The organism is Microbacterium sp. Nx66 (assembly GCF_904066215.1).
In the GTDB taxonomy this organism is placed as follows: Bacteria; Actinomycetota; Actinomycetes; order Actinomycetales; family Microbacteriaceae; genus Microbacterium; species Microbacterium meiriae.
The window spans coordinates 627687-650708 of the sequence record NZ_LR880474.1 but is presented as its reverse complement, the minus strand read 5'-3'; the positions used below and the strand labels follow the sequence as shown (position 1 = coordinate 650708).

The following is a 23022-nucleotide window of genomic DNA, read 5'->3' as shown; positions in this document are numbered from 1 at the left end:
GGCGCGGCGGTGGGAAGCTGCGACTCGCTCACAGGCCGGTCCGGCGGGTCTCGGCGACCTGGATCAGCGTGTCGCGCAGCGCCTCGGCCGCCGCCTGGGTGAGGCCGGGGATCTGCACACCGGTGGTGGCCGCAGCGGTGACCATCTTGAGCTGGGAGATGCCGAAAGCCCGGTCGAGCGGCCCCTGGGTGATGTCGACGAGCTGCATGCGCCCGTACGGCACCGCGATCATGCGCTGCCACAGGATGCCCTTGCGGAACACGATGTCGTCCGCCCGCAGCATGTAGCCGATCGCCCGCGCCTGTCGCGGGAGGATGATCAGCGTCACGAGCGTGATGAGGATGATGACCCCGGCCGGGATCCACACCCAGTCCTGCTCGAGCACGATGTTCAGCACGATCGCGGCGGCCACGACGATGGCCAGGAAGATGACGTTCTGCACGATCTGCGACACGACGTAGCGCGGCGAGATCTGGTGCCAGGTGCCGTCGAGCTCGAGGCGGGCCTCGTTGCGTGCCGTGCGCAGCCGCGTGTACGTGCCCTGGTCGAGGGCGTCGAGGTCAGTGCCCTCCGCCGGGTTCAGGGGCGCGGTCTCTGGGTTCTGAGTCATCAGGATCCTTCGGCAGGGTGCAGAACTGTTCGGCGACGAGAGCGGCGACGACGAGCACGACCGCACTCGCGATCAGCGCCACCATGGCCACAGTCGACCCTATCGGGGGATCGATGGGGCGCGTGAGGAGGAAGGCCAGCAGCCCGGCGCCGAAGCCGGCCAGGATCGCGCCCAGCAGGCTGGACGCCCTCGCGAGGGTCGCGGCCCGCAGGGCACGGAACGGGTCGATGCGCACCCCGGACCGGACGCTGCGCCGCACCGGCCAGGCCACCCCGAGCGATGCGCCGGCGATGAGGACGAGCAGCACCGGGAGGAACAGGGACGGCGTGAACGTGGCTCGACCGGTCGCCGTGAGCATCTGGTCGAGGATGAACCCCGCACCGGCGCCGACGAGCCCGAGGACGGCGAGCAGCCCGGCAGAGGTGCGCTTCATCCCTCGCCTCGCGCGCGGAGGTCCGCCGCCAGATCAGCGACGCGGCGCCCCGCGAGCTCGGCGTCGGGGGCGACGTCGAGCCAGGGCTCCAGGACGAACAGCCGCTCCGCCGCCCGCGGATGGGGCAACTGGATCCGGGGGTCGTCCGAGACGACGTCGCCGTAGGCGATGAGGTCGAGGTCCAGAGTGCGGTCACCCCATCGCTCGCCGCGGACGCGACCGTTCTCGTCCTCGATGGCGTGCAGCATGCCGAGGAGGATCTCCGGAGCGAGGCGCGTGGTCACCAGAGCCACTGCGTTCACATAGCCGGGGGCGTCGGGATCGGGGCCGTCCACGCGGAGCGCCACCGTCTCGAACAGGCGCGACAGGCGCACGTCGGAGACGAGCGGAAGACGCCCGATTCGTGCCGCCGCAGCGCGGATCGTGTCCTCGCGGTCGCCGAGGTTGGCGCCGAGCGCCACGACCGCCACCGTCTCCGGGCGTGGCGGCCGGGGGCCTGGCACCTCCGGCGGGCGCGTGAGGTTGCGGCTCATGTGGTGATGTCCTCCAGCGACTCCGGCGCCCGCGTCCGATGCACCGTCACGGCCACGTCACCGAAGGTCAGCGCGATCGGCGCCTGCGGCTTGTGCACCGTCACGGTCACCTGCTGCACGCGGCGGTCGCCGAGGGCGACGTCCGCGATCCGCTCGGCCAGGGTCTCGATGAGGTTCACCGGCTCACCCGACACGACCGCGGCCACGCGCTCCGCGAGCTCGCCGTAGTGGACCGTGTCGGCCACGTCGTCGGAGGCGGCGGCCTGTTCGAGGGAGAGCCGCAGCCGGAGGTCGACCGTGAACTCCTGCCCGTTCTCCCGCTCGTGCGGGTAGACGCCGTGGTGGCCGAATACGGTCAGCCCTGTCAGCACGATCTCGTCGAGGAAGTCCATGCCTCTAGGGTACGGTGACGCTCCGACTCCGCACTCAGCCTTCCCAGGCGCGGGTGATCGCAAGGGCGTCGCGGGTCGCCGCGACGTCGTGCACGCGCACCGCCCAGGCGCCGGCGCGCATCGCGAGCGCACTCGTCACCGCGGTGGCGAGGTCCCGGCGCTCCTCGGAGACGCCGTCACTGCCCGGCGCCGCCGACTGCAGCACGTCGGCGAGGAAGCGCTTGCGCGACGTCCCGACCAGCACGCGGAAGCCGAGGCCCACGATCTCGTCGAGGCCCCGCAGCACATCCCAGTTCTGGCCGCCCGCCTTGGCGAACCCGATACCCGGGTCGACGATCACGCGGGACGGCGCGATGCCGGCGGCCGCCGCCTCCCCGATCCGCTCGCGCAGCTCGCCGGCCACCTCCCGGGCGACACGGCGATAGTCGGCGTTCGCGTACATGTCGGCGGAGAAGCCCCGCCAGTGCCCGATCGCGAAGTCGGCTCCCGACTCCGCCACCGCGGCGCGCATGTCGGGGTCGGCGAGCCCACCGGAGACGTCGTTGACGATGCGCGCCCCCGCACGGACGGCCGCCGCCGCGGTCGACGCGTTGAGGGTGTCGATGCTGACGACGACGCCGGCCGCCGCGAGCTGCTCGACGACGGGAAGGACGCGGCGCTGCTCCTCCTCCACCCCGACGCGCTCCGCCCCCGGCCGGGTCGACTCTCCCCCGACGTCGAGGACGGACGCCCCTTCGGCTCGCAGGCGAAGGCCGTGGGCGACCGCCCGGTCCGCGTCGAGGTAGCGCCCGCCGTCGCTGAACGAGTCGGGCGTGACGTTGACGATGCCCCAGATCCCGGTCATGCGCGCGACGTCCCGCCCCCTGGCACGGTCATGCCGATCAGGGTCACCAGTTCCGCACGTGCCACCGGATCGGTGTAGACCCCGCGCGCCGCGATGGTCAGCGTCGAGGCCTCGGTCTGCCGTCCACCTCGCATCGTCACGCAGCCGTGGCTGGCATCGAGCACGACGAGCACGCCACGGGCATCGAGGTTCTCGGCGATCGTGTCGGCGATCTGCTCGCCCAGCCGCTCCTGCACCTGCGGCCGCGCGGCGAGGATCTCGACGACGCGCACGAGCGCACCGAGACCGACGACCTGCTCGCCCGGAAGGTAGGCGATGTGCGCATGCCCCGCGAAGGGCAGCAGGTGGTGTTCGCACACCGAGCGGAAGCGGATGTCGCGCAGGAGCACCGCGCCGGAGGGCAGGGTGTCCGGCGCCGGCCCGCGGGTCACGCTGATCGTGTGCGCGAGCGGCTCGGCGGGATCCTCCCCCACCCCGGCGAAGAACTCCGCGTACAGCTCGGCCATCCGGGAGGGAGTCTGCTTGATCCCCGGGCGATCGGGGTCCTCGCCGATCGCCTCCAGGAGTTCCCTGGTGAGCCGTTCGACGCGTCCCTTGTCGACGGTCACGTCACGCCGTCGCGGGACGAGGGCTGCCCGCTCCGGCGGAGCCCTGCTGCGGGCGCGGCGGGGTCGTCGGCGCCTCGACGGAGGCGGCGAGCGAGACGTCCTTCTTCGGGACCTCGATCGGCGGCCGCTCCGAGACCGGGCGGTCCTCACTCGACAGCCACAGCGGACGCTCCGGGAGCTTCTTCACCTCGGTGAAGATCTCGGCGATGCGGTTGTGGTCGAGGGTCTCCTCCTCGAGGAGGGCCAGAGCGAGACGGTCGAGGATGTCGCGGTTCTCGCTGAGCACCGCGTAAGCCTCGTTGTGCGCCTGCTCGATGAGCGCCCGCACCTCGGCGTCGACGCGCTCCGCGACCTTCTCCGAGTACTCGCGGCCGCGGCCCATGTCGCGGGCGACGAACATGTCGCCGCCCTCGGTGCCGAGCTTGACGGGGCCGACCTGCGTCGTCATGCCGTACTCGATGACCATCTTGCGGGCGATCGAGGTCGCCTTCTCGATGTCGTTCGAGGCACCGGTGGTGGGGTCGTGGAAGACGATCTCCTCGGCGACGCGGCCGCCCATGGCGTAGGTGAGCTGATCCTGCAGCTCGTTCCGGGTCACGGAGTACTTGTCGTCCAGCGGCAACACCATCGTGTAGCCGAGCGCCTTGCCGCGGGGCAGGATCGTGATCTTCGTCACGGGATCTGTGTAGTTCATCGCCGCCGCCGCAAGTGCGTGTCCGCCCTCGTGGTACGCCGTGATGAGCTTCTCCTTGTCCTTCATCACGCGCGTGCGACGCTGCGGACCCGCGATCACACGGTCGATGGCCTCGTCGAGGGCGCGGTTGTCGATGAGCTGCGCGTTCGAGCGGGCCGTGAGCAGCGCGGCCTCGTTGAGCACGTTCGCCAGGTCGGCGCCGGTGAATCCGGGGGTCTTGCGGGCGACGACCTCGAGGTCGACGTTCTTCGAGAGCGGCTTGCCCTTGCTGTGCACCTCGAGGATCTTCTGGCGACCCTTGAGGTCGGGGGCGTCGACGCCGATCTGGCGGTCGAAACGTCCCGGGCGCAGGAGCGCGGGGTCGAGGATGTCGGGACGGTTGGTGGCCGCGATCACGATGACGTTCGCGTTCGGGTCGAAGCCGTCCATCTCGACGAGCATCTGGTTCAGCGTCTGCTCGCGCTCGTCGTTTCCGCCGCCCATGCCGGCGCCGCGGTGGCGACCGACGGCGTCGATCTCGTCGATGAAGATGATGGCCGGAGCGTTCTCCTTGGCCTGGCTGAAGAGGTCGCGCACGCGGGAGGCACCGACGCCGACGAACATCTCGACGAAGTCGGAACCGGAGATCGAGTAGAACGGGGCGCCGGCCTCGCCGGCGACGGCGCGGGCGAGGAGGGTCTTTCCGGTTCCGGGAGGGCCGTACAGCAGCACGCCCTTCGGGATGCGGGCGCCGATGGCCTGGAACTTCGCCGGATCCTGCAGGAACTCCTTGATCTCGTGGAGTTCCTCGATGGCCTCGTCTGCTCCGGCGACGTCCGCGAAGGTGACCGTCGGGGTCTCCTTGTTGACGAGCTTGGCCTTGGACTTGCCGAACTGCATGACCTTGCCGCCGCCGCCCTGCATGGACGACAGGAGCCACCAGAACAGCAGGCCGAGCAGCACGAGGGGAAGCAGCAGCGAGAGGAAGCCGTCGAACCAGGTCGCGCGCGGCACGGCGTCGTTGAAGCCGTCCTTCGGAGCGGCCGCGTCGATCGCGGAGACCACCTCGTCGGCGCGGGCCTCGACGTAGTAGAACTGGACGTTCTCGGAGCCCTCGAACGGCTTCGACAGCGTCATGTCCACGCGCTGATCGCCATCGGTGGTGACGACCTCGGTCACGGTCTTGCCGGAGAGCAGCTCGAGCCCCTCCTGCGTCGTGATCTGCTTCGGCGCGCCGAGGTTGGAGATCAGCAGGAATCCGCCGAAGAGCAGCACGCCGATCAGAGCGACGTAGATCAGCGGATTGCGGGTGAGCTTCTTCACATCCATGGTCGGATCAGCGTATCGCCTCCGTGCTAGGGGGCCGCTGTGCGTTCACCCACGGCGCAACGCTCCCGCAGCTGTCGAAGCGTGAGTCGCTGAGCCTGTCGAAGCGTGGGTCGCTGAGCTTGCCGAAGCGTGGGTCGCTGAGCCTGTCGAAGCGTGGGTCGCTGAGCCTGTCGAAGCGTCAGCTGTACACGTGGGGCGCCAGCACCGCGACGTCCCGGAGGTTGCGGTAGCGCTCGGCGTAGTCGAGCCCGTAGCCGACGACGAATTCCACGGGGATGTCGAAGCCGACGTACTTGCAGTCGATCTCGACCTTCGCGGCCTCCGGTTTGCGCAGCAGCGCGAGCACCTCGATCGACTCCGCACCGCGGGACCCGAAGTTCTCCAGCAGCCAGCTCAGCGTGAGGCCGGAGTCGATGATGTCCTCGACGATGAGCACGTGCTTGCCGTGCAGGTCGGTGTCGAGGTCCTTCCGGATCTGCACGACACCGCTCGACTTCGTACTGGCGCCGTAGCTCGACACCGCCATCCAGTCCATCGGCGCGTGGAACGGCAGTGCGCGTGCGAAGTCGGCCATGACCATGACCGCGCCCTTCAGCACACCGACGAGGAGGAGGTCCTTGCCCTCGTAGTCCTTCGCGACCTGCGCCGCGAGCTCTTCGAGCTTGGCGTTGATCTCCTCCTCGGTGACGAGGATCTGTGCAAGGTCGTCCTGGATCTCCGCGGCGCGCATGGATCGATTTTAGGCGACGCGGCGGTGTGCTCCGGTCGCAGGCGCGTACCCTCCCCTGCGCGACGACACCGCACTACTCTGACGGTGACGCGGGCGCACGCCCCGACGGAAGGAGATCCCCATGGCGACTCACGACATCCTCAGCCAGGTGCCCCTCGACGACATCGCGCAGAAGCTCGGAGTGTCGCGTGACGAGGCCAAGGTCGCGGTCGAGCAGGGCGGCGCCGTGCTCCTCGGCGGACTCGCGAAGAACGCGGAGAGCACCGAGGGATCGGCGGCCATCGAGAAGGCCCTGGGCAAGCACCGCGGTGCGTCGAGCCCGGCGACGGTCGACGACATCGACCAGGAGGACGGCGAGAAGATCGTCTCCCACATCCTCGGCGGGAAGGAGAAGGAGGTCACCAAGGAGCTGACCGAGTCGAAGGCGACCCCGGGCATCGACTTCGGGAAGCTCCTCCCCATCCTCGCGCCGATCGTGATGGGTCTCATCGCCAACGCGACCAAGGACAAGACGGCGAAGGCGGATGCGGGCACGGAGGGCTCCGGCGGGATCGGCGACGTCATCGGCGGCATCCTCGGCGGCGGCGACTCCGGCTCCGGCGGCGGGTTGGGTGACGTGCTGGGTGGCCTCCTCGGCGGCGGCAAGAGCGGCTCCGGCGGCGGCATCGACCTCGGCGGCATCCTCGGCGGCCTCTTCGGCGGCAAGAAGTAGGACGTGACGCCGCTGCGGCCCGCGATTCAGCGGGTCGCAGCGGTGAACACGATTCGGCCGCCCTGGCGCACGGCGGCGCACCCCGGCAGGTCGATCGGCCCTTGACCCGACCAGTCGGTCACGAGGCGGGCGACCTCGATCGTCTGCGCACGGCTCAGGCTCGCCCCGAACTCGCTGTCGACCACGAGACGGATGATGCGGTTGCGCAACGCGGCGGGGTTGGCGGCGAGCGCGGCGACGCTCACGGAGATCCCGGCCTCGGCATGCTCGACGATGTCCTCGATCGTCTCGTGGATCATCTCGTCGAACGCCTCCGCGTCCTCCCGGAGCTGCTCGGCGGTGCGAGCCAGCGCCTCGGCGATGCCCGGGCCGAGCTGCGTCTCCAGCACGGGGAGCACGTGGTGACGCACCCGCACCCGCGTATAGCGGTCGTCGGTGTTGTGGGGGTCTTCCCACGGCTGCAGCTCCGTCGCGGCACAGAAGGCGCGGGTGGTCTCGCGGCGCACGCCGAGCAGAGGGCGCAGCCAGCGGAGGCCGTGGTCGTCCTCCCGATCCGGCGCCATCCCCTGCAGGCTCGTCGCCCCGGAGCCGCGGGCGAGCCCGAGGAGGACGGTCTCCGCCTGATCGTCGAGGGTGTGGCCGAGCAGGACCGCCCGCGCGCCGATGTCACCCGCCGCGTCCCGGAGCACGCGGTACCGCGCGTCCCGCGCGGCCGCCTCCGGACCGCCGTCGCCGTCGACCTCGACACGGACGACGAGCGCCTCGAGCCCGAGCCGTCCGGCGACGCGTGCCGTCTCGGCGGCAACCTCGGCGGATCCCTGCTGCAGACCGTGGTCGACGGTGACCGCGGTCGCACGCACCCCGCGTTTCGCGGCCTCGAACGCGGTGGCCGCCGCCAGCGCGAGCGAATCGGCGCCGCCGGAGACCCCGACGACGACGGTCGAGCCCTCGGGCAGATCGGCGAGCGCGGTGCGCACGGCGAGGCGGATCTCGGCGACGGCGGGGGCGAGGGAAGGCATCCCTCCACGCTAGGGCACCGTCTCGTCCGTCACGGTCGAATCCGCGGCCCCCGAGTAGGCTGGTCCGCGGCATCCAACCGATCTTCCTGAGGAGCACACGCATGGGCGCACACGACGCCGTCATCGAGATCCCGCGCGGCAGCCGCGTGAAGTACGAGGTCGACCACGAGACCGGGCGAGTGCACCTCGACCGCGTGCTCTACACGACCTTCGGCTACCCGGCCGACTACGGCTACTTCGACAACACGCTCGGCGAGGACGGCGACCCGCTCGACGTGCTGGTGCTCCTCGACCATGCGATCTACCCGGGCGTCGTCGTCGAGGTCCGCCCCGTCGCCGTGCTCAAGATGAGCGACGAGGCCGGTGGCGACGACAAGCTCGTCGCCGTGCTCTCCAAGGACCCGCGCTGGGCCCACATCCAGGACATCGACGACATCGCCGAGTACACGAAGAAGGAGATCGCACACTTCTTCGAGCACTACAAGGACCTCGAGCCCAACAAGTGGGTCAAGGTCGACGAGTGGGGCAACGCCGCCGAGGCGCAGCGCATCCTCGACGAGGCGATCGCCCGCTTCGGCGAGCAGGGCCACTGACCCCAGATCGCCGACCTCACCTGGGTCCCTGACCTCATGGGTCACTGACCTTCACTGGGTCGCTGACCTTCACTGGTCGCTGACCTCATATGGGTCGCTGAGCCTGTCGAAGCGAAGACCCCCGGACGCCATGCATCCGGGGGTCTTCCGCTGTCCAGCCGTCCGTCAGACGGAGATGCCCTTGCTCGCCATGAAGTCGATGGGGTTCGTGTAGCGGCCGTTGATGTAGACCTCGAAGTGCAGGTGGCAGCCGAAGGAACCGCCGGTGTTGCCCGCATAGGCGATGACCTGGCCGGCCCGCACCCACTGGCCGTTCCGGACGGCGAAGCCGCCGGGCTTGATATGCGCGTATCCGGTGGCGATGCCGCCGCCGTGCTGGATCCGGACGTAGTTGCCGTACCCGCCGTTGTAGAAGGCCGCGTCCACCGTGCCCGAGTGCGCCGCGTAGATCGCCGCGCCGCAGCCGTTGGCGAGGTCGACGCCGTAGTGCCAGCTCGACGAGCAGCCGTTGGCGTTGCACTGCTGCGAGCGGGGGCCGTAGCCGGAGCTGCGGTAGCCGCCGTGCGGACGCACCCAGCCCCCACTCCCCGGCGTCCCGCCGCCGCCGCTGTTGCCGCCGGCGTTCGCGGCGGCCTCGGCGGCTTCGCGGCGCTTGCGCTCCTTCTCGCGCTCCTCGACGCCCTTCTGGTAGCCGGCGACGGTGGTCGCGGTGGTGTCCTTCAGCGCGGCGAGCTGCGCCTGCATGGTGGCGAGGTTCGAGGACTGCTCGTCGAGCGCGGCCTGCGCGGCGTCGGCGGCCTGCTGCGCCGCGACCATCTTCTCCTCGGCGATCTTCTGCAGGCGGTCGCGCTCGTCACGGGCGACGACGGCCTGATCGCTGAGGGATTGTGCGGAGTTCCGCGCGGCGACCGCGTCGTTGTAGACGGTCTTGTTGTACTCGAGGAGCTTGTCCATGGAGCCGAGGCGGGCGAGGAGCTCGTCAGCGTTGGCGGCGGAATCCGCGAAGAACAGCTCCAGCGAGGTGTCGTCACCGCCGTTGCGGTAGAGCTGTGCGGCGACCTGGCCGGCCTTGCGGGCGGACTCGTCGGCGACGGCGGCCTGTGCGTCCGCCTTCTCCTGCAGGGAGTCGGCCTCGGCGATCGCGGCGAAGTAGGCCTGCTGCGCGTTGTAGAACTCGGTCGAGGCGACCTCGGCCGCGGCCTGTGTCTCGGAGACCTTCTGCGTGAGCGACTGGATCAGCCCCTCGATGCGCTTCACCTCTGCGGCTTTGGAGGCCTCGTTCTGCTTGGCCTTCTGCACGTCGTCCCAGCTCGGATACGACGCGGCGTGCGCGGCCGTGACACCGGACGAGATGCCGAACGCGCTGAGGGCGACGGCGCTGAGCGCGCCGAGTCCGAGAGCGCCGCGGCGGCTGATCCCGTCTCGGAAGAGGGTACGGCGCTCCGCCGGGGTGGGCGCACACCCGCAGTCCGCGGATGCCGCGAGTGCCGCATCCTGCGTGGTCTTCTCGTTCACACGGCCCCTTCCGCCGGTTTCACAGATGCCACAGTAACAACAACTTTCACACCAGCACCAGACTCCTGGAACGGCGCGAACGGCATCCCCGGCCCCTCCATCGTCCCGCTCGAACACGCCCGGGGGAAGCGGGTTCCGGCCTCGATTCGCGATTTGCCCGAATGATCCCTTATGCTTGAGCGTCGGCAAGGAAGTCCCCCGGGACTGACTCGGCCCCATCGTTTAGCGGCCTAGGACGCCGCCCTTTCACGGCGGTAGCACGGGTTCGAATCCCGTTGGGGTCACTCCATCCGATACAATTGAAAACACCAGTATGGCCCTGTAGCGCAGTTGGTTAGCGTGCCGCCCTGTCACGGCGGAGGTCGCGGGTTCAAGTCCCGTCAGGGTCGCTCCGTGCGACGAGCTCTTTCTTCGGAGAGGGCTCTTCGTCTAGGACGCGGCAGCATCATCGCCGCGCGGCTCTGTAGCTCAGTTGGTAGAGCGTTCGACTGAAAATCGAAAGGTCACCGGATCGATGCCGGTCGGAGCCACTGGAACCCTCGCGTAGCTTCTACATCGCGGGGGTTCTTTTATGCGCTTATCAGGGTTTTTCCGCGTCAGCGACTGCCTCCCTCCGGGCAGGCTCTGGGGTTTTCAGTCGTGGACTCCGCACAAACTCCGCACTATCAGGCTCAGGCAGCAGCGTCGCCCGAACGCAACTAGCGCCCAATCCTGACCCCAAAGTCTCGATGCATCCCCAGAGATAGAAGCCCCGTGTAGTTGCTAGCGAAGGGCACGGCACGAAGGTGGTCAATCAACGCTCGCTGACGAATCGTCACTGAGCCCTGTTCACCAGTCAAGCGCGCCTTCGCCACCGCGTGGATCGCGTCGATCTCGTCGGCGAAAGCGGATGCAACTGCGAGGTTGATGGAAGGGAACGCGAACTGGATCGTCTCTCGCCACTGTTGCACCCCCTCTTCGGCGCTAGGACCCTTGCTGAGGAACCGGATGGACGGTCCGTGGTGGTCGATGATCACGCCATTCGGGTCCTCCTCGCTACCGAGGCGCAGCCCGGATTTCCGAGGTTGCACTGCAAGCCCGTGCTTCGTCGAGTTGTACACGTTAGCCTCGCGGGCGAGCAGCGCGGCTGCCCGAGTCAAGAGAAATCGAAGGACGTCAGCGTCCTCTGTCCATGCCTCCGCGGATACCTCAGCAGGCGCATCGAGCCTGCCGCGGAATACCTCGCGCAATAGCTCATTGCGCGGAGGGCTGGTCAACAAGTCGCCCGCCATCTGCTTGAACTTCGCGAAGCTCGTCAACGACGAGAGCTTCAGCGGCGGACAAGGCTCCGGTTCCACGTGCGCGAAGTACAACCGCAGGAGTGCCTCCGCCGCGAGGTACATGATCGAGATCGACTCGACCACAGCGAATCCGTCGATCTCTTCGTCGTCTAGTGGCACCTCTAGCTCGACGCCCATACCCCACGCACGGACACCTCCAACGAGCGCGGGATGCAAGGCGGCATCGGCGTCGCCGAGGGCGACGAGCAACGCGATTCGAGTTCGCAGGTACTGCGATGGTGAATGCGAATAGAAGTCACGGTTCAGCTCGTCCGCAAGATTCAGCCCGCTCGCAGGATCAGGCGCCGGCGGCTGCTCATCAGTCATCGATGGATCGTATCCGCAGCCACGGACACTACGATCGGGTAGAGCGGAAGCCCTCTCCTCACTCCGCCCCGGGCTGCTTCTCGCACCGGATTAGATCAGCCCGTCCAGCTTCTGGCCCATGATGCCTGCAGCTTTGGTGGAGCCCTTGATGGTGTTCATGTACACGTCCTGGGTCATGCTCGGGTTCTCGTGTCCGAGGTAGTCGGCGATCTCTGTCGCGGACAGTCCAGCCTTGTCAAGAATCGTGGCTACCGACTTTCGGAACGCGTGCGTTGACAATCCCGGGTACCCCAGGCCGTCGCGACGGTCTCGAAGCTCCCGCTGCGTGTTCGAGGGATCGCGAGGGCGCATCAGCGGAGTCGGGAAGATGAGGTTGGTATCGGCGCGCAGCCTCTCGTGCCGCTTGTGAAGGAGGAGCATGGTCGCTTCCGGCAAGTGGGTGGTACGCGCGGACTTGTCGGTCTTCGCGAACTCCTGCCGCACAATTCCCCGCCCCTTCACACGCACATTCTGCGCGACAACGGAAGCTGTGCCGGCGGCGAAGTCGATAGCGCTCGCTTCGAGCGCGCACACCTCGGCCACTCGCCACCCTGACGCGAGCATGAACGTGATCAGATCCACCGTGTCCCACTCGTTGAGCTTCTCGTCCTCACGGACGCGCTGGAGAAACATCGGCAGTTCGTCCAACGGGATTGCGGTGCTGCCCTTCTTCTTCCTTTGGGTGACGCGCTCGAGCTCACGCACGGGGTTGTGCGACAAAGCCCCGTTCCGCACCGCTAGGCCGAGCATGCCACTCAGCGCCGATCGGCAGTTCTTTGCTGCCCCCGGGCCGGCTTCCTTCTCAACGGCGTTAAGGAACTTCTGCAGCCGTTCAGGTGTGGCCTCGGCGACTGAGAGGTCGCCGATCCGGGGCGCGATATGAGCGGTGACTGCATAGCCGTAGGTCTCCAGCGTGCCTTCTGAGCGCCCCAACTCACGCCGGGACTCCAAGAACCTCTGGCCGAGGGCGCGGAGGTGCGTTGCCGGTTTCAGCTCGCCACCGCGGTCGGCCTCGATCGTGGTCAGCGCATGCCTCAGCGCGGCCGTCGCCTTGGCCTTGCTCGGCGCGTGCTTCTCGATCTGGCGGGATTTGCCGTCCGCGAAACGATACCGCGTGCGGGCACGCCACTTCCCCGGCTGAACCTCGGCCACGTGGATGGTGCCGTAGGTTCCGATCGCCATTCGAGGTCTGGCCATCAGACTTCACCGTCGGTGGATGCGCGGAGTTCGTCAATGAGCACACGCGTGACGCGCCCACGCGCCTGCGGCGTGCTGTCCTCGCCGGCACGGAGCAGGGCCTCGACTTCAAGGGAATGGCCCCAGAGTCGCGCCGCGTACTGCTGAAGCAGAGGTGGGCGTATCCCAAGCTTCTTTGCCGCCCGAGACTCTGCAAGGCTCACACTAGGCCGACGAGCGCTCTGACGCGTGTCACGGTCGGGCACCTCCGTCATGGCCCCCCACTGTGCATCCACCTGGTCATACGACTCGGACTTCCTGCCGTGCACCCTCATATGCTCAAGGGCCGCCATCTCGAGTTCCTCGTCCCACTCGTGATCCCCACCTATCGGCGCGGCGCCCACGTGCGCATAGTCGCCATCCTCGAGCGCGATCGGTGCGCCCGACAGTACGCGGTTGACCCACTCCCGCCGCACGGGCTGATCCTCACGGAGCTCGTACGGCCGTTCCAGCAACTCCGCAGCCCCAAGAAGGTCGGCGAGTCGAAGCGGCTCACCAGAGAGCTTTCCAAGTGCGAGTGCGAGCGTGAGAAGCGTCGGAACCGTCGGCGCAGCCTTGCCCCGCTCAATCGCCTGGACGCTAGACAGGCTCCACGTTGCTCCGTAATCGCGTCCAACGGTCGCGATCGCCTCAAGGGTAATCCCGTGCCGCCGCCGGTAGGCGGCAAGAAATCCGCCCACCGCTTCCGCGTATGCCATTGATTCCATGCTTACAAGTTACCAGAATCATGTAGCTTGTGTTACGGTACCTCACAAGTTACAAATTTCTGGTACTCGCTATCAAAGGACTCCGCATGACACAGACGACGAACACCCTCCTCGACGTTCACGATCTCTCCGCCCAGACCGGCATGTCTGTGTCGACTATCTACCGCAAGCGGTCGCTCGGTGAGCCGCTCCCCCGGGCCGTGAAGATCGGCGCCGCTGTTCGCTGGCGTCAGGCCGATGTCGACCGTTGGATCGAGGAGCAGCTCGAGCCGGCGATGTGATGCGTCCTCGCCGGACCCATTGCGCGCGGAAACCGTGCGGAACTTCGAGGCAACTGTCGGGACCGACACGTTCCGCGTGGTGTTCCGCACGTGGCGCGCCCCGCCGTCGCCTAGATAACCCGCGCACGGGAGCGGAGATGCGGACGGAACCCCATCACTTCTCTATTGGCACCTCGGAGGCGAAATAGGTGCAGTCCGCGCAGGAGAAGTGCGGGGGTGACTTCCGCACTACCGATCTTCCTCGGCTCCCGGGAGCGTGCCTGCTCTTGCCTCGCCCCCGAAGCGGCCTGCTGGTGCTCAACACGCGCACGGCAGGGTGCAGGCGCGGATACGAAGGGACCGCAACCACAAGATCGACATCACGCTCGAACCCTGAGCGAGCACTACCCATACGGAAGAAACAAAAAGGGCCACCGAGCTGCAACTCGGCGACCCCATGGCGGATCTGAAAGGAGATCCTGCATTTGACTACCACCAGCGTACCTGAAGACCGCGATATCCCCGAGGCGCTCGGGAAGCGGTCCACCGCGCAGCAGCTCGTTGAGTTGGCCCTCGATCACTACGACCTTCACGTCGATACCGATGGCAAGCCTTTCGGTGTTCGCAAGGGCGGTCACGTAGCGATTCCTCTCCTCGGCAGCAGACGCTCCGTCCGCAAGGAACTCGGCGGCATGTACCGGCGTCGGACCGCTCGCACAGCCTCGCAGAACGCGTTGACTGAGGCGATGAGCGCGCTTGAGTACGAGGCGGAGGAGAGTTTCGAGCCCATCAAGCTGCACCTGCGCACGGCGCGCCCCAGCGACGACGAGATCTTCATCGACATCGGCGATCGCAGTGAGCAGGTCATCCGCGTGACGGCAGCCGGCTGGGAGATCCTCGACGGCGACGATGACCTTCCCGTGCTGTTTCGCCGCACCGCCGTGACCGCCCCTTTGCCCGTCCCTGCGCGCGGCGGAAACCTCGACGCATTGTGGGAGTTCGTCAATCTGCCGGCCTCGGACCGCGGCTTGATCATCGGCTGGCTCGTCGCTGCGACGATCCTTGTCGGTCTTCCGTGCCCGGCCTTGGCTCTGCTCGGTGAACAGGGAACCGCCAAGACCAGTAGTGCACGACGGCTCTTCTCCCTGTTCGATCCGACCACCGCGCCGGTGAGGCGCCCACCGAACGATGCGGACCGGCTGCTTCACGCCGGGGCTCACTCGCGCGGCGTGGTCTTCGACAATATGTCGTCGATGCCGCGTTGGTTGTCGGACGGCTTGTGCCGATTCGTGACCGGTGAAGCTGATGTCGACCGCGCGCTGTACACCGACGACGACGTGCGCATCATGCAGGTGCAGGGCGTCCTGGGATTCACCAGTATCGATATCGGCGTTCTCAACGGCGACCTCGCCGAGCGATGCGTCTGGGGAGATCTTGAGGTGATCCCCGCAGACAGGCGTCGCTCAGAACGCGAGTTGAACTCCGCTTGGAACGCGAGCTACGCCTCGATGGTGGGTGCATTGTTGGACCTTGTTGTTCTGACCTTGCAGCAGCTGCCCGTCGTGAAACTCGGCAACAAGCCTCGGATGGCGGACTTCGCCGAGATCTTGGCCGCTCTTGATCATGCAACGGGGTCAGACACTCTGAGCCGTTACCGGCGGGCGCAAGATTCTGTCGCCGAGGACATCGTGAGCACCGACCAGTTCCTGGTGGCGATCACCGAGACGATCAAACGTCGCTGGACGGGTACCGGCAAGGCCCTTCACGAGCTCTTGCGCAGACCCTCGGACGATCGCTATTGGCCCGAGCCTCGTGGCATGAGTGGCAAGCTCCGGCGAGTGGCTCCGGATCTTCGAAAGGCAGGGTGGCAGATCGACGAGATCAAGCCGGACCCGACCACCAAGCGTTCCAAGACTTGGGTTCTGGTGCCTCCGGATTCCGCCATCTCCGATGCGGATCTTGCGAGCGTGAAACTGACCCGCGAGTTCGTCGCTGAAGACGTTCGAGCGTGGATCGCTAGGTTCATGGCGAACGGGGCCACCGCCTCATGCGCCACCGACCACGGATCCGCTGCGAGCTCGGGCTTCCCTATCACTTGCCGGACGCCCGGCTGCACTGCCGGCTGGCGCTCCGAGTGGGACACGCCGTTGCAGCGGTCCCGAGCGCTGACCTCACGACTCGCGGACGAACTCACGGCTCTCGGTATCAGCGTTGCTGACCTGGACCAGTACGTCGGCAGCGATCCCTTTGCACCTCCGGGTAGGGGCGAGGAGACCGTAGCCCCACCTAAGACCGAGCCCCGTTGATCGGGGCTGACCACTACACCGCACCGTTAGGAGAACACCATGCGAAGGACCCGTAGTCAGCTCCGAGCTGCGCAGATCGCCGCGCTGCAGGCCGAGCAGGACGCCTACGACAAGAACGTGAACGACGCGATCAAGGTCGCGGCGTTCGCACGCTGTGACGCCGTCGAGCAGCTGTACGAGCTTCTCGACGTCCAGCCTGAACCACCCATCATTCGTGATGGCAAGCACGGCCGCTACGAGGTCACGTCCGATAAGGACGAGGCCAAGCGCGCTGCTCGCCTCATCGAGGCTGTCACCGTCCTGCTATCAATTGAGGAGCAGCCTACGACGCAACCAGTCGGCAGTGATCGTCAGGTTCCTGCTCAGGCAGCTGAGAGACCGCCGCAGGCGGCTTCTCCGGCCCTGGTCGCGACGACTTCAAGCACGCCGACGGCGGTCAAGCAGCCAGCCGCCTGAGCGTTGCGTCGCCCGCGGCCCCGTGCGGTCGCGGCGAGTAGAGAAACCCCATCTGCCCTCGAAGAGGCGCTGATGGGGTTTCTCCGTTTCGGAAGGTGGCGCCACGACCTGTGCGTGGAGGCGGGAGCCTTCATCCGGGTGTCGGGCCGGAGGCCTGACCAAGGAGTATCCAAGGACAGGAGCGCAGCGATATGTCTGACGGATAAACTGCTTGCCGTTATTTGTGTAGTCTGGGACCACCCTCGCGGAGCGGGGAAGCAAAGGCCCAGACTGCACAAAGAACCGAGCGAAGGGGACGACCTGATGACGAGGACCGGCAAGGCGAGCGAAGCGACGCCGCGTCGTCCGAGGAAGAGGGTCGTCAACTTTGCGAAGCGCCGCACACTGAGGTTCAGCGACGACGAGGAACGAGCCGTCGACGACGTGCGGCGAGCTTTGGCCAAGTCCTCCGGACGCGACCTCGAAGAGGTCTCCTTCTCCGAAGCTCTGCGCCTGCTCATTACTGACCGTGAGGGTGCCGCCGAGGTGGAAGCGAGGGCGCTGGCTATCGAGCGCCAGGGCCCGAACGTGACCGACTGGGGCCTGGCCGACATCTCCGATCGGCTCGGGTACGAGCTCGGTCCGATTCGCAATCACATCGCGCATATCGGCGGCAACCTCAATCAGATCGCGAAGCGGCTGAATATCGGCGACCCGGTGACCGCTGGGGAGGTCTCGGAGGCTCTCCTTACGGTGGCTGAGCTACGCGATGTTCCCGACGATATCGAGAAGCGCATCGCACGCCTCGTGGACCATGGCCTGCCGCCGCGCGGGACGGTGTAGTTATGCCTGTTGTGGTGGCGAGCTCGACGCGGTCGGCCGATGCGCTGATCAACTATGCGCTCGATGACAAGCCCGAGCAAGATGGCGAGCGGTACGTCATGGCGTCCGGCGTGGGCGGCATGCTGGTATCGGTCGCGAAGCAGCAGATGCGCGACGTCCGCAAGAAGTGGGGTAAGGACAAGCCTGGCGCGTTCGTCCAGGCGTATCACGTCATCCAGTCTTTCGCGAAGGACGAGTTGGACCCCGAAGAGCCAGACGACTGGCTGACGGCTCAGAAGCTCGGGACAGCACTCGCAGAAGAGAGGTTCCCCGGCCGACAGGTGCTCGTTGTAACACAACGAGACGGGCGAACAGGCTGTGTGCACAACCACCTCGTCGCGAACTCCATCGAGACCAAAACCGGCCGCAGTCTCAACAGTTCAGTCGTCACGCACGCACGCCTTGTCGAGGCACATGAGCGTGTTCTTGAACAGCGCGGCTTCGAGCAGCGAGCGGACCTCAAGCAGGCCTTCAGCGACGCGAACGAGCGCTTCGAGCGGGGCGAGCCGAGCGGTCTTCGCCGCGCCGGGTCGACCGCGGACAGTGAGCTTCGCGAATGGCAGCGGCACATCATCTGGGAAACAGAATGCGACCTCGCGGATGAGTTCGGTGCGCCCCGCAACAAGCAACCTTTTAGTCTCACCGTGCTGAGGGCGAGCATCGAGAACACGCTCGCCGATCCAGCCGTTGTCGACTGGGACAGCTTCGTCGAAGTCGGTAGAACCCGAGGCGTTCAGATCGAACAGCGCGGCAAGAAGGGCCGTGGCATTTCGTACGGCATGCTTCGCGAGAATCCGGACCGAACCCCAGCCGATCCAACGCCGAGTGATCGACGCCGCTGCACCACACTCGGCACGGCCTTCGAGAGGGACGCTGTTGAGACCGCTTTCGCTCGCAACAGCGCGGTGACATTGTCCGTGCCACAACACACGACTGTTGAACGCCGACTGTCGCCCAAGAAACGCATGATGATCGCTCTGGACGAGGCGACACAGGAGGCAAATCGCGCCGCGCAACGCCTGGTGGCTACAGCCCTGTCAAACGCCGACGCGATGACAAGCGAACACGAGAATTCCGGTGCGCACGCTCCCACCGAGCTACCCGCAGTCCCGGGCACAATGGGACTGTCGGAACTCCGAGAAACTCAGCCACGGATCGCGGACCCAGAGGAACCAGAAACGGAGGTCACGGTTCCCGACTACCGTCCGCACGACGTCGAGCAACCGCGATCGGCGCGGCCGCAGGCTAACACCGGTGAGAATCAGGAGACCTCCCCCAAGCCTCGCCCGCTGCGACTGCGGTTCCCCGCACTCTTCGAAGAGGCGGAGCTTTCCGCGCCCGATCACCAAGAACGGAGCATCGGCGACTAGCACTGTGCAGTGGGTGGCCGGTGACCGCCTCGTGTCCATATAGTGGTCCGACGGTGCCCACACTACATAGTCGCTAGTGGCAGTCCGAAAAACGGGCTTCAGCTGGTCCTTTACAGGCCGGTTCGTGGTCACTAACGGGACACCGGCATTTCGCTGGGCAGCAGGGGTGGCCAGAACATGACCACAATATGGTCGCTCGGCGCCCACTGATCTCGGCCGTTTCGCATTCTCCACGTTGAGTTGTCGACGCCATGTCCGAGTCGGCACTCACGGGCATGATGGATGGATGCAGATCCATGAGACAGCCGACAGCTTCGACCTGCCGGATGAGCGCGTGTGGGTCGTGGGCGACCTCCACGGCAATGCTGGATGGATTCAAACGCTGCTGCCCGCGATGCGTCGGCATGACCCATCGCTGCGCACCATCCTTCAACTCGGAGATTACGGTTTCGAGCATGCTCAGCCCGGGACTGGCCCGGTCGATTATTGGGCGAAGCGCACAGGCATCGAGCGCGTGCTGGTCACGCCTGGCAACCACGAAGAGTGGAACCACATCACCCCGGCGCAGGAAAGCGCCTCCGGTATGGCGATCAGGGTCAGTGACGTCGTGTGGCTCATCCCCCGGCCGTTCCGTTTTCAGATCGCGGGACGCGAGGTGCTATCGCTCGGCGGCGCGTCCAGCGTCGACAAGGCGTTTCGAACTGCGGGCAAGGACTGGTTCGAGGATGAACTCATCACGGAACCGATGGAAGCCGCCGCGATTGCCGGCGGCCCGGCCGACCTTATGCTCACGCACGAGTCTCCAGCGATCGCGGTACCGGAGGTGCAGCGGCTGCTCACGAACAATCCGCATGATTTTCCTCCCGAGGCGTTGGCCGTATCTGCTGCACAGAGAGAGCGTGTGCAACGTGTATCTGATGCTGCGCTCCCCCGCTTGCACATGCACGGCCATATGCACGTTTACGGTAAGTTTGAGCGCGAGGACGGCAGGACCGTGGTCAGTCTCGATCGGGACACGTTTGCCTGCAACGCAGGAGTGCTCGACCTCGCGGGCCTCGCGTTCAGCCCACTTCCACTCAACGAGATCCGCGGCGGAAGACGACGGTACAAGCACCGCGCTGATCAAGGCGATGGCGCCGTCGTTCGCAGCTGATGGACCGGCGGATCGTCACCCTCCGCGGGATGATGCGAGCAGCCCGGAAGCGACTGGCCTCATGCGCTCTCCACTTCGAGGCGCAGATCGCGCTGCCCCGAACCGGTTGCTGGGGGCTTAGCGAGCGCCCCAGCTCCGTAGGAGCATTCCGCTGAGCCCTGTGCTCATCCGCCCAGAACTCGTCTCCGGGCGTGGCACAAATCTGACCTCTCTGCCCTTCTAATCACGGGAATGAGACCTCAGCGGACGCCGATGGAGCTAAGTGTGTCATTGGACCGCCAGCGGCCTGGATGATGATGAACCCGGCTCGATGCTGAACTCGATGAGCCGAATCGTATTTACTTTGTTTATTTCGCGGGGCAGCTCACGTTGCGCGCACGCCGGCCCACGCAGCTACGTGGTCACGTCGCTCTGAACACATCGACGCGGGACGTCGATAGCTAGGTCACGGGCGCCTGCCCCGGCCGCGCCGACTACGACGATGTCGACCTGATCGCTGAGGTTCTGCATCAACAGTGACCCCCCGCCGCTTACGCAAGCTATACTCGCTAATGACCGTTAGGATCCGATGATGTCGAACGCAACCGCACACCCCCTCCGCAGCGATCGACGCGCATACCTCACGGCGACTCGGTCGGACGAAGGTCGCGAGATCACCATCAAGATCGTCGGTCCTGTGGAATTCACGGACCACGAGGCCGAGGAGCTCGCGCACGAGCTGAACGTGCTGGGCTCCAGCGGTCGGCGCGCTCACCTCATCAGCATCCTGCAGGGCGTGAACAAGGCGCTCCGGCTCGAGGAAGAGCCTGGGCACTCGTCGCTGACGGAGGCTGAGCTGGACGCACTGCGCGCAGCCGGCTCGCTCGTTGAGCCGGAGAACGCGCTGCCTGTCGAAGAGCGCCCCAGCGTGCTCACGGCCCTCCGCCAGCAGGACATCCTCGCTGAGGCGCTGCCGACTAAGCGCGTCGCAGAACTGCTCGACGTGACCGAAGGCCGAGTGCGCCAGCGCCACGGCGAGGGGACTCTCTTCGCGATCCCGGGCCCCGGCCGCGGCCTGCGGTTCCCGACGTTCCAGTTCACCGACCACGGTGAGCTCCCGGGCTGGGGAACGGTGAGCCGAGCGCTGCCCGAAGGGGCGAACCCCGTGGCCGTGGAGTACTTCCTCACTCACGCTCACCCCGACCTGGGAGACGGCGAGCTGACTCCTGCCCAGTGGCTCGCAGCCGGCAAGCCCGCAGAACCTGTCGCGGCGCTGGCCGAGCAGGCGTTCTCGATCCGATGAGCGCGCTTCCTGCCCCCGACGCATCGAAGTTCCCGCATCCTCTCCCCCCGAGCGCTGTCCGTACGCTGCCGGCCGGCACGATCTTCGGACGCATCTACGACGCCGGCGGCGCTCACCCTGCCCGGTGGCACGAGCTCCGCCACTTCGGGCCCACGGGGAGCCGATTCGATCACCACCCCGATCCCGTGGGTCACCATCCGAACCACGCCGTGACCTACGTCACGCCCCAGATCACGGTTCCACCGGAGACGGCAGTTCAGAGCCTCCTGCTCGTTTGCCTATCAGAGTGCTTCAGCGACCGAGGCGTCATCGAACGCGGTGGCGTCGGAGCGGGAGGGACCGGGGGCACGCAGCCTCGGTTCGTGCTGTTCGCGACCACCCGCGAGATCACACTCCTCGACCTTATCGACAGCACCTGGGTCACGGACGTCGGCGGGAACGATCAGATCAACACTGGCGATCGGTCGCTGTCCCGGCCGTGGGCCCGCGCCATCCACCAGGCATATCCCGACGTCGACGGCGTCTTCTACCGCCCCCGCACCATCGCGCAGCGTCCGCAGCTCCCCGAGGCTCGCGCCGCGGCGCTGTGGGAGCGCGCCGAAGACGCCCTGCCGGTGAGCCCGACCGCGGACATCGAACTCAGCTCGCCTGGACTCACCGTGACGCTCGAGTCGTTCGCGAAGACCCTAGGCCTCGGCTTGGCGTAGAGACCCGAAAGGAGGGTGTCATGACCGCCCGTACCTGGTCTCAAGACCTCGAATACCTTCGCACTACGCTCACGCGTGCTCAGCAGACGCGCTATCGGCGCCAGGAATTTGTCCAGCTCGAGGACGGCAACACGGAGCTCGGATGGGTTCTCTATGAACGCGAGCAGATGCTCGCAGCAGTGAACGCTCTCCACGCCGCTGCAGGCAAAGCGCCCGTCTCGAGCGACCAGCTCCAGGCTGCAGAAAGCAGTGCCTGTGGCCATGTCGACTATACGTCGAAGTTCGCCATCGGGTGCGCGGACCTGGTGGCCGCGGAATGAGTCCGTCATCCGCCACCCCGCACGCCTCCGACTCGGCCGAGCAGCGCATGGCGGAGCAGCGCATGGCGGAGCGCGCGATCGTCGCGGCCGTCGCCGAGCAGCTGGGCGTCGCGCTCACTCCCGCTCGGATCGCGATCGATGACGCCCACATGGAGATCGACGGGCGACCCCAGACCGCATGGTCCTCGTGGAGGCCTACGCCCGTATCGGCGCACTCAAGGGTGCGCAGCCCCGCAAGCTCGCCACCGACGCGTTCAAACTCGCCTGGGCCGGTCAGAAGCTCGGTGCGACCCGGCTCATCCTCGCCGTGGCTGACGAGGCGGCGGCCAGCTACCTGCATCGCCCGGGCGCGTGGCTGACGGCTTCCATCCGCGACGCCGGCATCGAGATCATCGTCGCCGAACTCGGCGACGTGATGCGCGAAGCGATTCTCGCGGCGCAGGCTCGTCAGTACCGCTGAGATTCAGCTACTGTAGCTCGCGGCGGCCGCGACGGAACTTCTTCTTCTTGAGCGGCGCCGTCGGCCGTGGATCAGCTGCCTGCGAGAGCGGATCGACGTACCCTCGCCGGTTCGCCGGCACCCACCCCTTTGGTGTGTGATCGCGCTCAGCATGGCGTGCGTCGAGCCCGGCCTCACGCCGTTGCCCACGTGCGCGCCCCGCGCGCGCCTGGCGCTCTTTCGCGATGC

General features: G+C 66.9%; 26 protein-coding genes and 3 tRNA genes. 15 read left to right on the top strand and 14 right to left on the bottom strand.

Translation table 11 applies throughout. The features are described 5' to 3' along the window. Positions 1-28: 28 nt before the first annotated feature. The 8 genes from MICNX66_RS03005 to hpt all read right to left on the bottom strand — a co-directional run bounded on the left by MICNX66_RS03005 (position 29) and on the right by hpt (position 6152). A complete protein-coding gene (locus MICNX66_RS03005) occupies positions 29-610 on the bottom strand; it encodes a PH domain-containing protein (protein WP_187663220.1) in 582 nt (193 codons plus the stop codon). Continuing rightward, positions 561-1043: a DUF3180 domain-containing protein gene (locus tag MICNX66_RS03000; protein ID WP_187663219.1), complete on the bottom strand. Its 483-nt coding sequence runs from the start codon at positions 1041-1043 to the stop codon at positions 561-563. Before MICNX66_RS03000 ends, MICNX66_RS03005 begins: the two co-directional genes overlap by 50 nt. Beyond that, entirely contained in the window at positions 1040-1576 is a 537-nt protein-coding gene (gene folK, locus MICNX66_RS02995) for a 2-amino-4-hydroxy-6-hydroxymethyldihydropteridine diphosphokinase (RefSeq protein WP_187663218.1), read from the bottom strand. The genes MICNX66_RS03000 and folK overlap by 4 nt, the downstream gene beginning before the upstream one ends. Continuing rightward, the gene (gene folB, locus MICNX66_RS02990; protein WP_187663217.1) at positions 1573-1968 is read right to left on the bottom strand and encodes a dihydroneopterin aldolase; all 396 of its coding nucleotides are present in this window, start codon (positions 1966-1968) and stop codon (positions 1573-1575) included. Before folB ends, folK begins: the two co-directional genes overlap by 4 nt. 34 nt (positions 1969-2002) lie before the next feature. Beyond that, positions 2003-2812, bottom strand: coding sequence for a dihydropteroate synthase (gene folP / locus MICNX66_RS02985; protein WP_187663216.1), 810 nt, complete (start codon positions 2810-2812; stop codon positions 2003-2005). Next, entirely contained in the window at positions 2809-3420 is a 612-nt protein-coding gene (folE, locus tag MICNX66_RS02980) for a GTP cyclohydrolase I (protein WP_187663215.1), read from the bottom strand. The genes folP and folE overlap by 4 nt, the downstream gene beginning before the upstream one ends. A gap of 1 nt (position 3421) precedes the next feature. Next, on the bottom strand, positions 3422-5422 hold the full coding sequence (gene ftsH, locus MICNX66_RS02975; RefSeq protein WP_187663214.1) for an ATP-dependent zinc metalloprotease FtsH: 2001 nt from the start codon (positions 5420-5422) through the stop codon (positions 3422-3424). 178 nt (positions 5423-5600) lie between these two features. Then, positions 5601-6152, bottom strand: coding sequence for a hypoxanthine phosphoribosyltransferase (gene hpt, locus MICNX66_RS02970; RefSeq protein WP_187663213.1), 552 nt, complete (start codon positions 6150-6152; stop codon positions 5601-5603). Between the two features lie 121 nt (positions 6153-6273). Here hpt and MICNX66_RS02965 point away from each other — a divergent pair, with 121 nt between their 5' ends. After that, positions 6274-6864 carry a DUF937 domain-containing protein gene (locus MICNX66_RS02965; protein WP_187663212.1) on the top strand — a complete coding sequence of 197 codons (591 nt, stop codon included), beginning with the start codon at positions 6274-6276 and terminating at the stop codon, positions 6862-6864. 26 nt (positions 6865-6890) lie between these two features. Here the strand turns inward: MICNX66_RS02965 and tilS are convergent, their stop codons facing one another. Beyond that, positions 6891-7883: a tRNA lysidine(34) synthetase TilS gene (gene tilS / locus MICNX66_RS02960; protein ID WP_187663211.1), complete on the bottom strand. Its 993-nt coding sequence runs from the start codon at positions 7881-7883 to the stop codon at positions 6891-6893. A gap of 101 nt (positions 7884-7984) precedes the next feature. Between tilS and ppa the strand changes: the two genes are divergently transcribed. Beyond that, complete coding sequence (gene ppa, locus MICNX66_RS02955) at positions 7985-8476, top strand: inorganic diphosphatase (RefSeq protein WP_096713254.1); 492 nt, start codon at positions 7985-7987, stop codon at positions 8474-8476. Between the two features lie 165 nt (positions 8477-8641). Here ppa and MICNX66_RS02950 read toward each other — a convergent pair whose 3' ends face one another. After that, on the bottom strand, positions 8642-9991 hold the full coding sequence (locus MICNX66_RS02950; RefSeq protein WP_232089175.1) for a M23 family metallopeptidase: 1350 nt from the start codon (positions 9989-9991) through the stop codon (positions 8642-8644). Positions 9992-10202: 211 nt separating this feature from the next. Between MICNX66_RS02950 and MICNX66_RS02945 the strand changes: the two genes are divergently transcribed. The 3 genes from MICNX66_RS02945 to MICNX66_RS02935 all read left to right on the top strand — a co-directional run bounded on the left by MICNX66_RS02945 (position 10203) and on the right by MICNX66_RS02935 (position 10521). Then, positions 10203-10275: transfer RNA gene (locus MICNX66_RS02945), tRNA-Glu, on the top strand. 31 nt (positions 10276-10306) lie between these two features. Then, positions 10307-10380, top strand: a tRNA-Asp gene (locus MICNX66_RS02940). Between the two features lie 68 nt (positions 10381-10448). Then, a tRNA-Phe gene (locus tag MICNX66_RS02935) sits at positions 10449-10521 on the top strand. A gap of 168 nt (positions 10522-10689) precedes the next feature. Here the strand turns inward: MICNX66_RS02935 and MICNX66_RS02930 are convergent. The 3 genes from MICNX66_RS02930 to MICNX66_RS02920 all read right to left on the bottom strand — a co-directional run bounded on the left by MICNX66_RS02930 (position 10690) and on the right by MICNX66_RS02920 (position 13619). Then, a complete protein-coding gene (locus MICNX66_RS02930) occupies positions 10690-11637 on the bottom strand; it encodes a hypothetical protein (protein ID WP_029266130.1) in 948 nt (315 codons plus the stop codon). Between the two features lie 90 nt (positions 11638-11727). Further along, a complete protein-coding gene (locus tag MICNX66_RS02925; protein WP_062635495.1) occupies positions 11728-12858 on the bottom strand; it encodes a site-specific integrase in 1131 nt (376 codons plus the stop codon). Positions 12859-12872: 14 nt separating this feature from the next. Then, positions 12873-13619 (bottom strand): helix-turn-helix domain-containing protein, encoded by a 747-nt coding sequence (locus MICNX66_RS02920; RefSeq protein WP_082802894.1) that lies wholly within the window; start codon positions 13617-13619, stop codon positions 12873-12875. Positions 13620-13705: 86 nt separating this feature from the next. Here MICNX66_RS02920 and MICNX66_RS02915 point away from each other — a divergent pair, with 86 nt between their 5' ends. The 9 genes from MICNX66_RS02915 to MICNX66_RS02875 all read left to right on the top strand — a co-directional run bounded on the left by MICNX66_RS02915 (position 13706) and on the right by MICNX66_RS02875 (position 22334). After that, positions 13706-13900 (top strand): helix-turn-helix transcriptional regulator, encoded by a 195-nt coding sequence (locus tag MICNX66_RS02915; protein ID WP_062635491.1) that lies wholly within the window; start codon positions 13706-13708, stop codon positions 13898-13900. A gap of 464 nt (positions 13901-14364) precedes the next feature. Next, complete coding sequence (locus tag MICNX66_RS02910; protein WP_051667911.1) at positions 14365-16185, top strand: hypothetical protein; 1821 nt, start codon at positions 14365-14367, stop codon at positions 16183-16185. Between the two features lie 39 nt (positions 16186-16224). Continuing rightward, on the top strand, positions 16225-16641 hold the full coding sequence (locus MICNX66_RS02905; protein ID WP_029266140.1) for a hypothetical protein: 417 nt from the start codon (positions 16225-16227) through the stop codon (positions 16639-16641). Positions 16642-16944: 303 nt separating this feature from the next. Continuing rightward, positions 16945-17463, top strand: coding sequence for a plasmid mobilization relaxosome protein MobC (mobC, locus tag MICNX66_RS02900; RefSeq protein ID WP_029266142.1), 519 nt, complete (start codon positions 16945-16947; stop codon positions 17461-17463). A gap of 2 nt (positions 17464-17465) precedes the next feature. Beyond that, positions 17466-18872 carry a relaxase/mobilization nuclease domain-containing protein gene (locus MICNX66_RS02895; protein ID WP_029266145.1) on the top strand — a complete coding sequence of 469 codons (1407 nt, stop codon included), beginning with the start codon at positions 17466-17468 and terminating at the stop codon, positions 18870-18872. 286 nt (positions 18873-19158) lie between these two features. Further along, complete coding sequence (locus MICNX66_RS02890) at positions 19159-20025, top strand: metallophosphoesterase family protein (protein ID WP_051667912.1); 867 nt, start codon at positions 19159-19161, stop codon at positions 20023-20025. Positions 20026-20701: 676 nt separating this feature from the next. After that, a complete protein-coding gene (locus MICNX66_RS02885; protein WP_143049225.1) occupies positions 20702-21307 on the top strand; it encodes a hypothetical protein in 606 nt (201 codons plus the stop codon). Between the two features lie 362 nt (positions 21308-21669). Beyond that, complete coding sequence (locus MICNX66_RS02880) at positions 21670-22014, top strand: hypothetical protein (RefSeq protein ID WP_143049226.1); 345 nt, start codon at positions 21670-21672, stop codon at positions 22012-22014. A 20-nt stretch (positions 22015-22034) separates the two neighbouring features. Further along, on the top strand, positions 22035-22334 hold the full coding sequence (locus tag MICNX66_RS02875) for a hypothetical protein (RefSeq protein ID WP_029266153.1): 300 nt from the start codon (positions 22035-22037) through the stop codon (positions 22332-22334). Between the two features lie 5 nt (positions 22335-22339). On the opposite strand, the gene MICNX66_RS02870 is transcribed toward MICNX66_RS02875, so the two are convergent. Beyond that, positions 22340-22483 carry a hypothetical protein gene (locus tag MICNX66_RS02870; protein WP_156040315.1) on the bottom strand — a complete coding sequence of 48 codons (144 nt, stop codon included), beginning with the start codon at positions 22481-22483 and terminating at the stop codon, positions 22340-22342. Between the two features lie 29 nt (positions 22484-22512). Between MICNX66_RS02870 and MICNX66_RS02865 the strand changes: the two genes are divergently transcribed. Then, positions 22513-22794 carry a hypothetical protein gene (locus MICNX66_RS02865; RefSeq protein ID WP_029266155.1) on the top strand — a complete coding sequence of 94 codons (282 nt, stop codon included), beginning with the start codon at positions 22513-22515 and terminating at the stop codon, positions 22792-22794. Positions 22795-23022: the final 228 nt, after the last annotated feature.

Excerpts from the sequence above, each read along its gene's own strand:
- ppa (WP_096713254.1), top strand. The coding sequence starts at position 7,985 with ATGGGCGCACACGACGCCGTCATCGAGATCCCGCGCGGCAGCCGCGTG.
- MICNX66_RS02965 (WP_187663212.1), top strand. The coding sequence starts at position 6,274 with ATGGCGACTCACGACATCCTCAGCCAGGTGCCCCTCGACGACATCGCG.
- ftsH (WP_187663214.1), bottom strand. The coding sequence starts at position 5,422 with ATGGATGTGAAGAAGCTCACCCGCAATCCGCTGATCTACGTCGCTCTG.
- MICNX66_RS02875 (WP_029266153.1), top strand. The coding sequence starts at position 22,035 with ATGACCGCCCGTACCTGGTCTCAAGACCTCGAATACCTTCGCACTACG.
- MICNX66_RS02930 (WP_029266130.1), bottom strand. The coding sequence starts at position 11,637 with ATGACTGATGAGCAGCCGCCGGCGCCTGATCCTGCGAGCGGGCTGAAT.
- folK (WP_187663218.1), bottom strand. The coding sequence starts at position 1,576 with ATGAGCCGCAACCTCACGCGCCCGCCGGAGGTGCCAGGCCCCCGGCCG.
- MICNX66_RS02905 (WP_029266140.1), top strand. The coding sequence starts at position 16,225 with ATGCGAAGGACCCGTAGTCAGCTCCGAGCTGCGCAGATCGCCGCGCTG.
- MICNX66_RS03000 (WP_187663219.1), bottom strand. The coding sequence starts at position 1,043 with ATGAAGCGCACCTCTGCCGGGCTGCTCGCCGTCCTCGGGCTCGTCGGC.
- folP (WP_187663216.1), bottom strand. The coding sequence starts at position 2,812 with ATGACCGGGATCTGGGGCATCGTCAACGTCACGCCCGACTCGTTCAGC.
- folB (WP_187663217.1), bottom strand. The coding sequence starts at position 1,968 with ATGGACTTCCTCGACGAGATCGTGCTGACAGGGCTGACCGTATTCGGC.
- MICNX66_RS02865 (WP_029266155.1), top strand. The coding sequence starts at position 22,513 with ATGGTCCTCGTGGAGGCCTACGCCCGTATCGGCGCACTCAAGGGTGCG.
- MICNX66_RS02925 (WP_062635495.1), bottom strand. The coding sequence starts at position 12,858 with ATGGCGATCGGAACCTACGGCACCATCCACGTGGCCGAGGTTCAGCCG.
- MICNX66_RS02890 (WP_051667912.1), top strand. The coding sequence starts at position 19,159 with ATGCAGATCCATGAGACAGCCGACAGCTTCGACCTGCCGGATGAGCGC.
- MICNX66_RS02915 (WP_062635491.1), top strand. The coding sequence starts at position 13,706 with ATGACACAGACGACGAACACCCTCCTCGACGTTCACGATCTCTCCGCC.
- tilS (WP_187663211.1), bottom strand. The coding sequence starts at position 7,883 with ATGCCTTCCCTCGCCCCCGCCGTCGCCGAGATCCGCCTCGCCGTGCGC.
- mobC (WP_029266142.1), top strand. The coding sequence starts at position 16,945 with ATGACGAGGACCGGCAAGGCGAGCGAAGCGACGCCGCGTCGTCCGAGG.
- MICNX66_RS02920 (WP_082802894.1), bottom strand. The coding sequence starts at position 13,619 with ATGGAATCAATGGCATACGCGGAAGCGGTGGGCGGATTTCTTGCCGCC.
- hpt (WP_187663213.1), bottom strand. The coding sequence starts at position 6,152 with ATGCGCGCCGCGGAGATCCAGGACGACCTTGCACAGATCCTCGTCACC.
- MICNX66_RS03005 (WP_187663220.1), bottom strand. The coding sequence starts at position 610 with ATGACTCAGAACCCAGAGACCGCGCCCCTGAACCCGGCGGAGGGCACT.
- MICNX66_RS02895 (WP_029266145.1), top strand. The coding sequence starts at position 17,466 with ATGCCTGTTGTGGTGGCGAGCTCGACGCGGTCGGCCGATGCGCTGATC.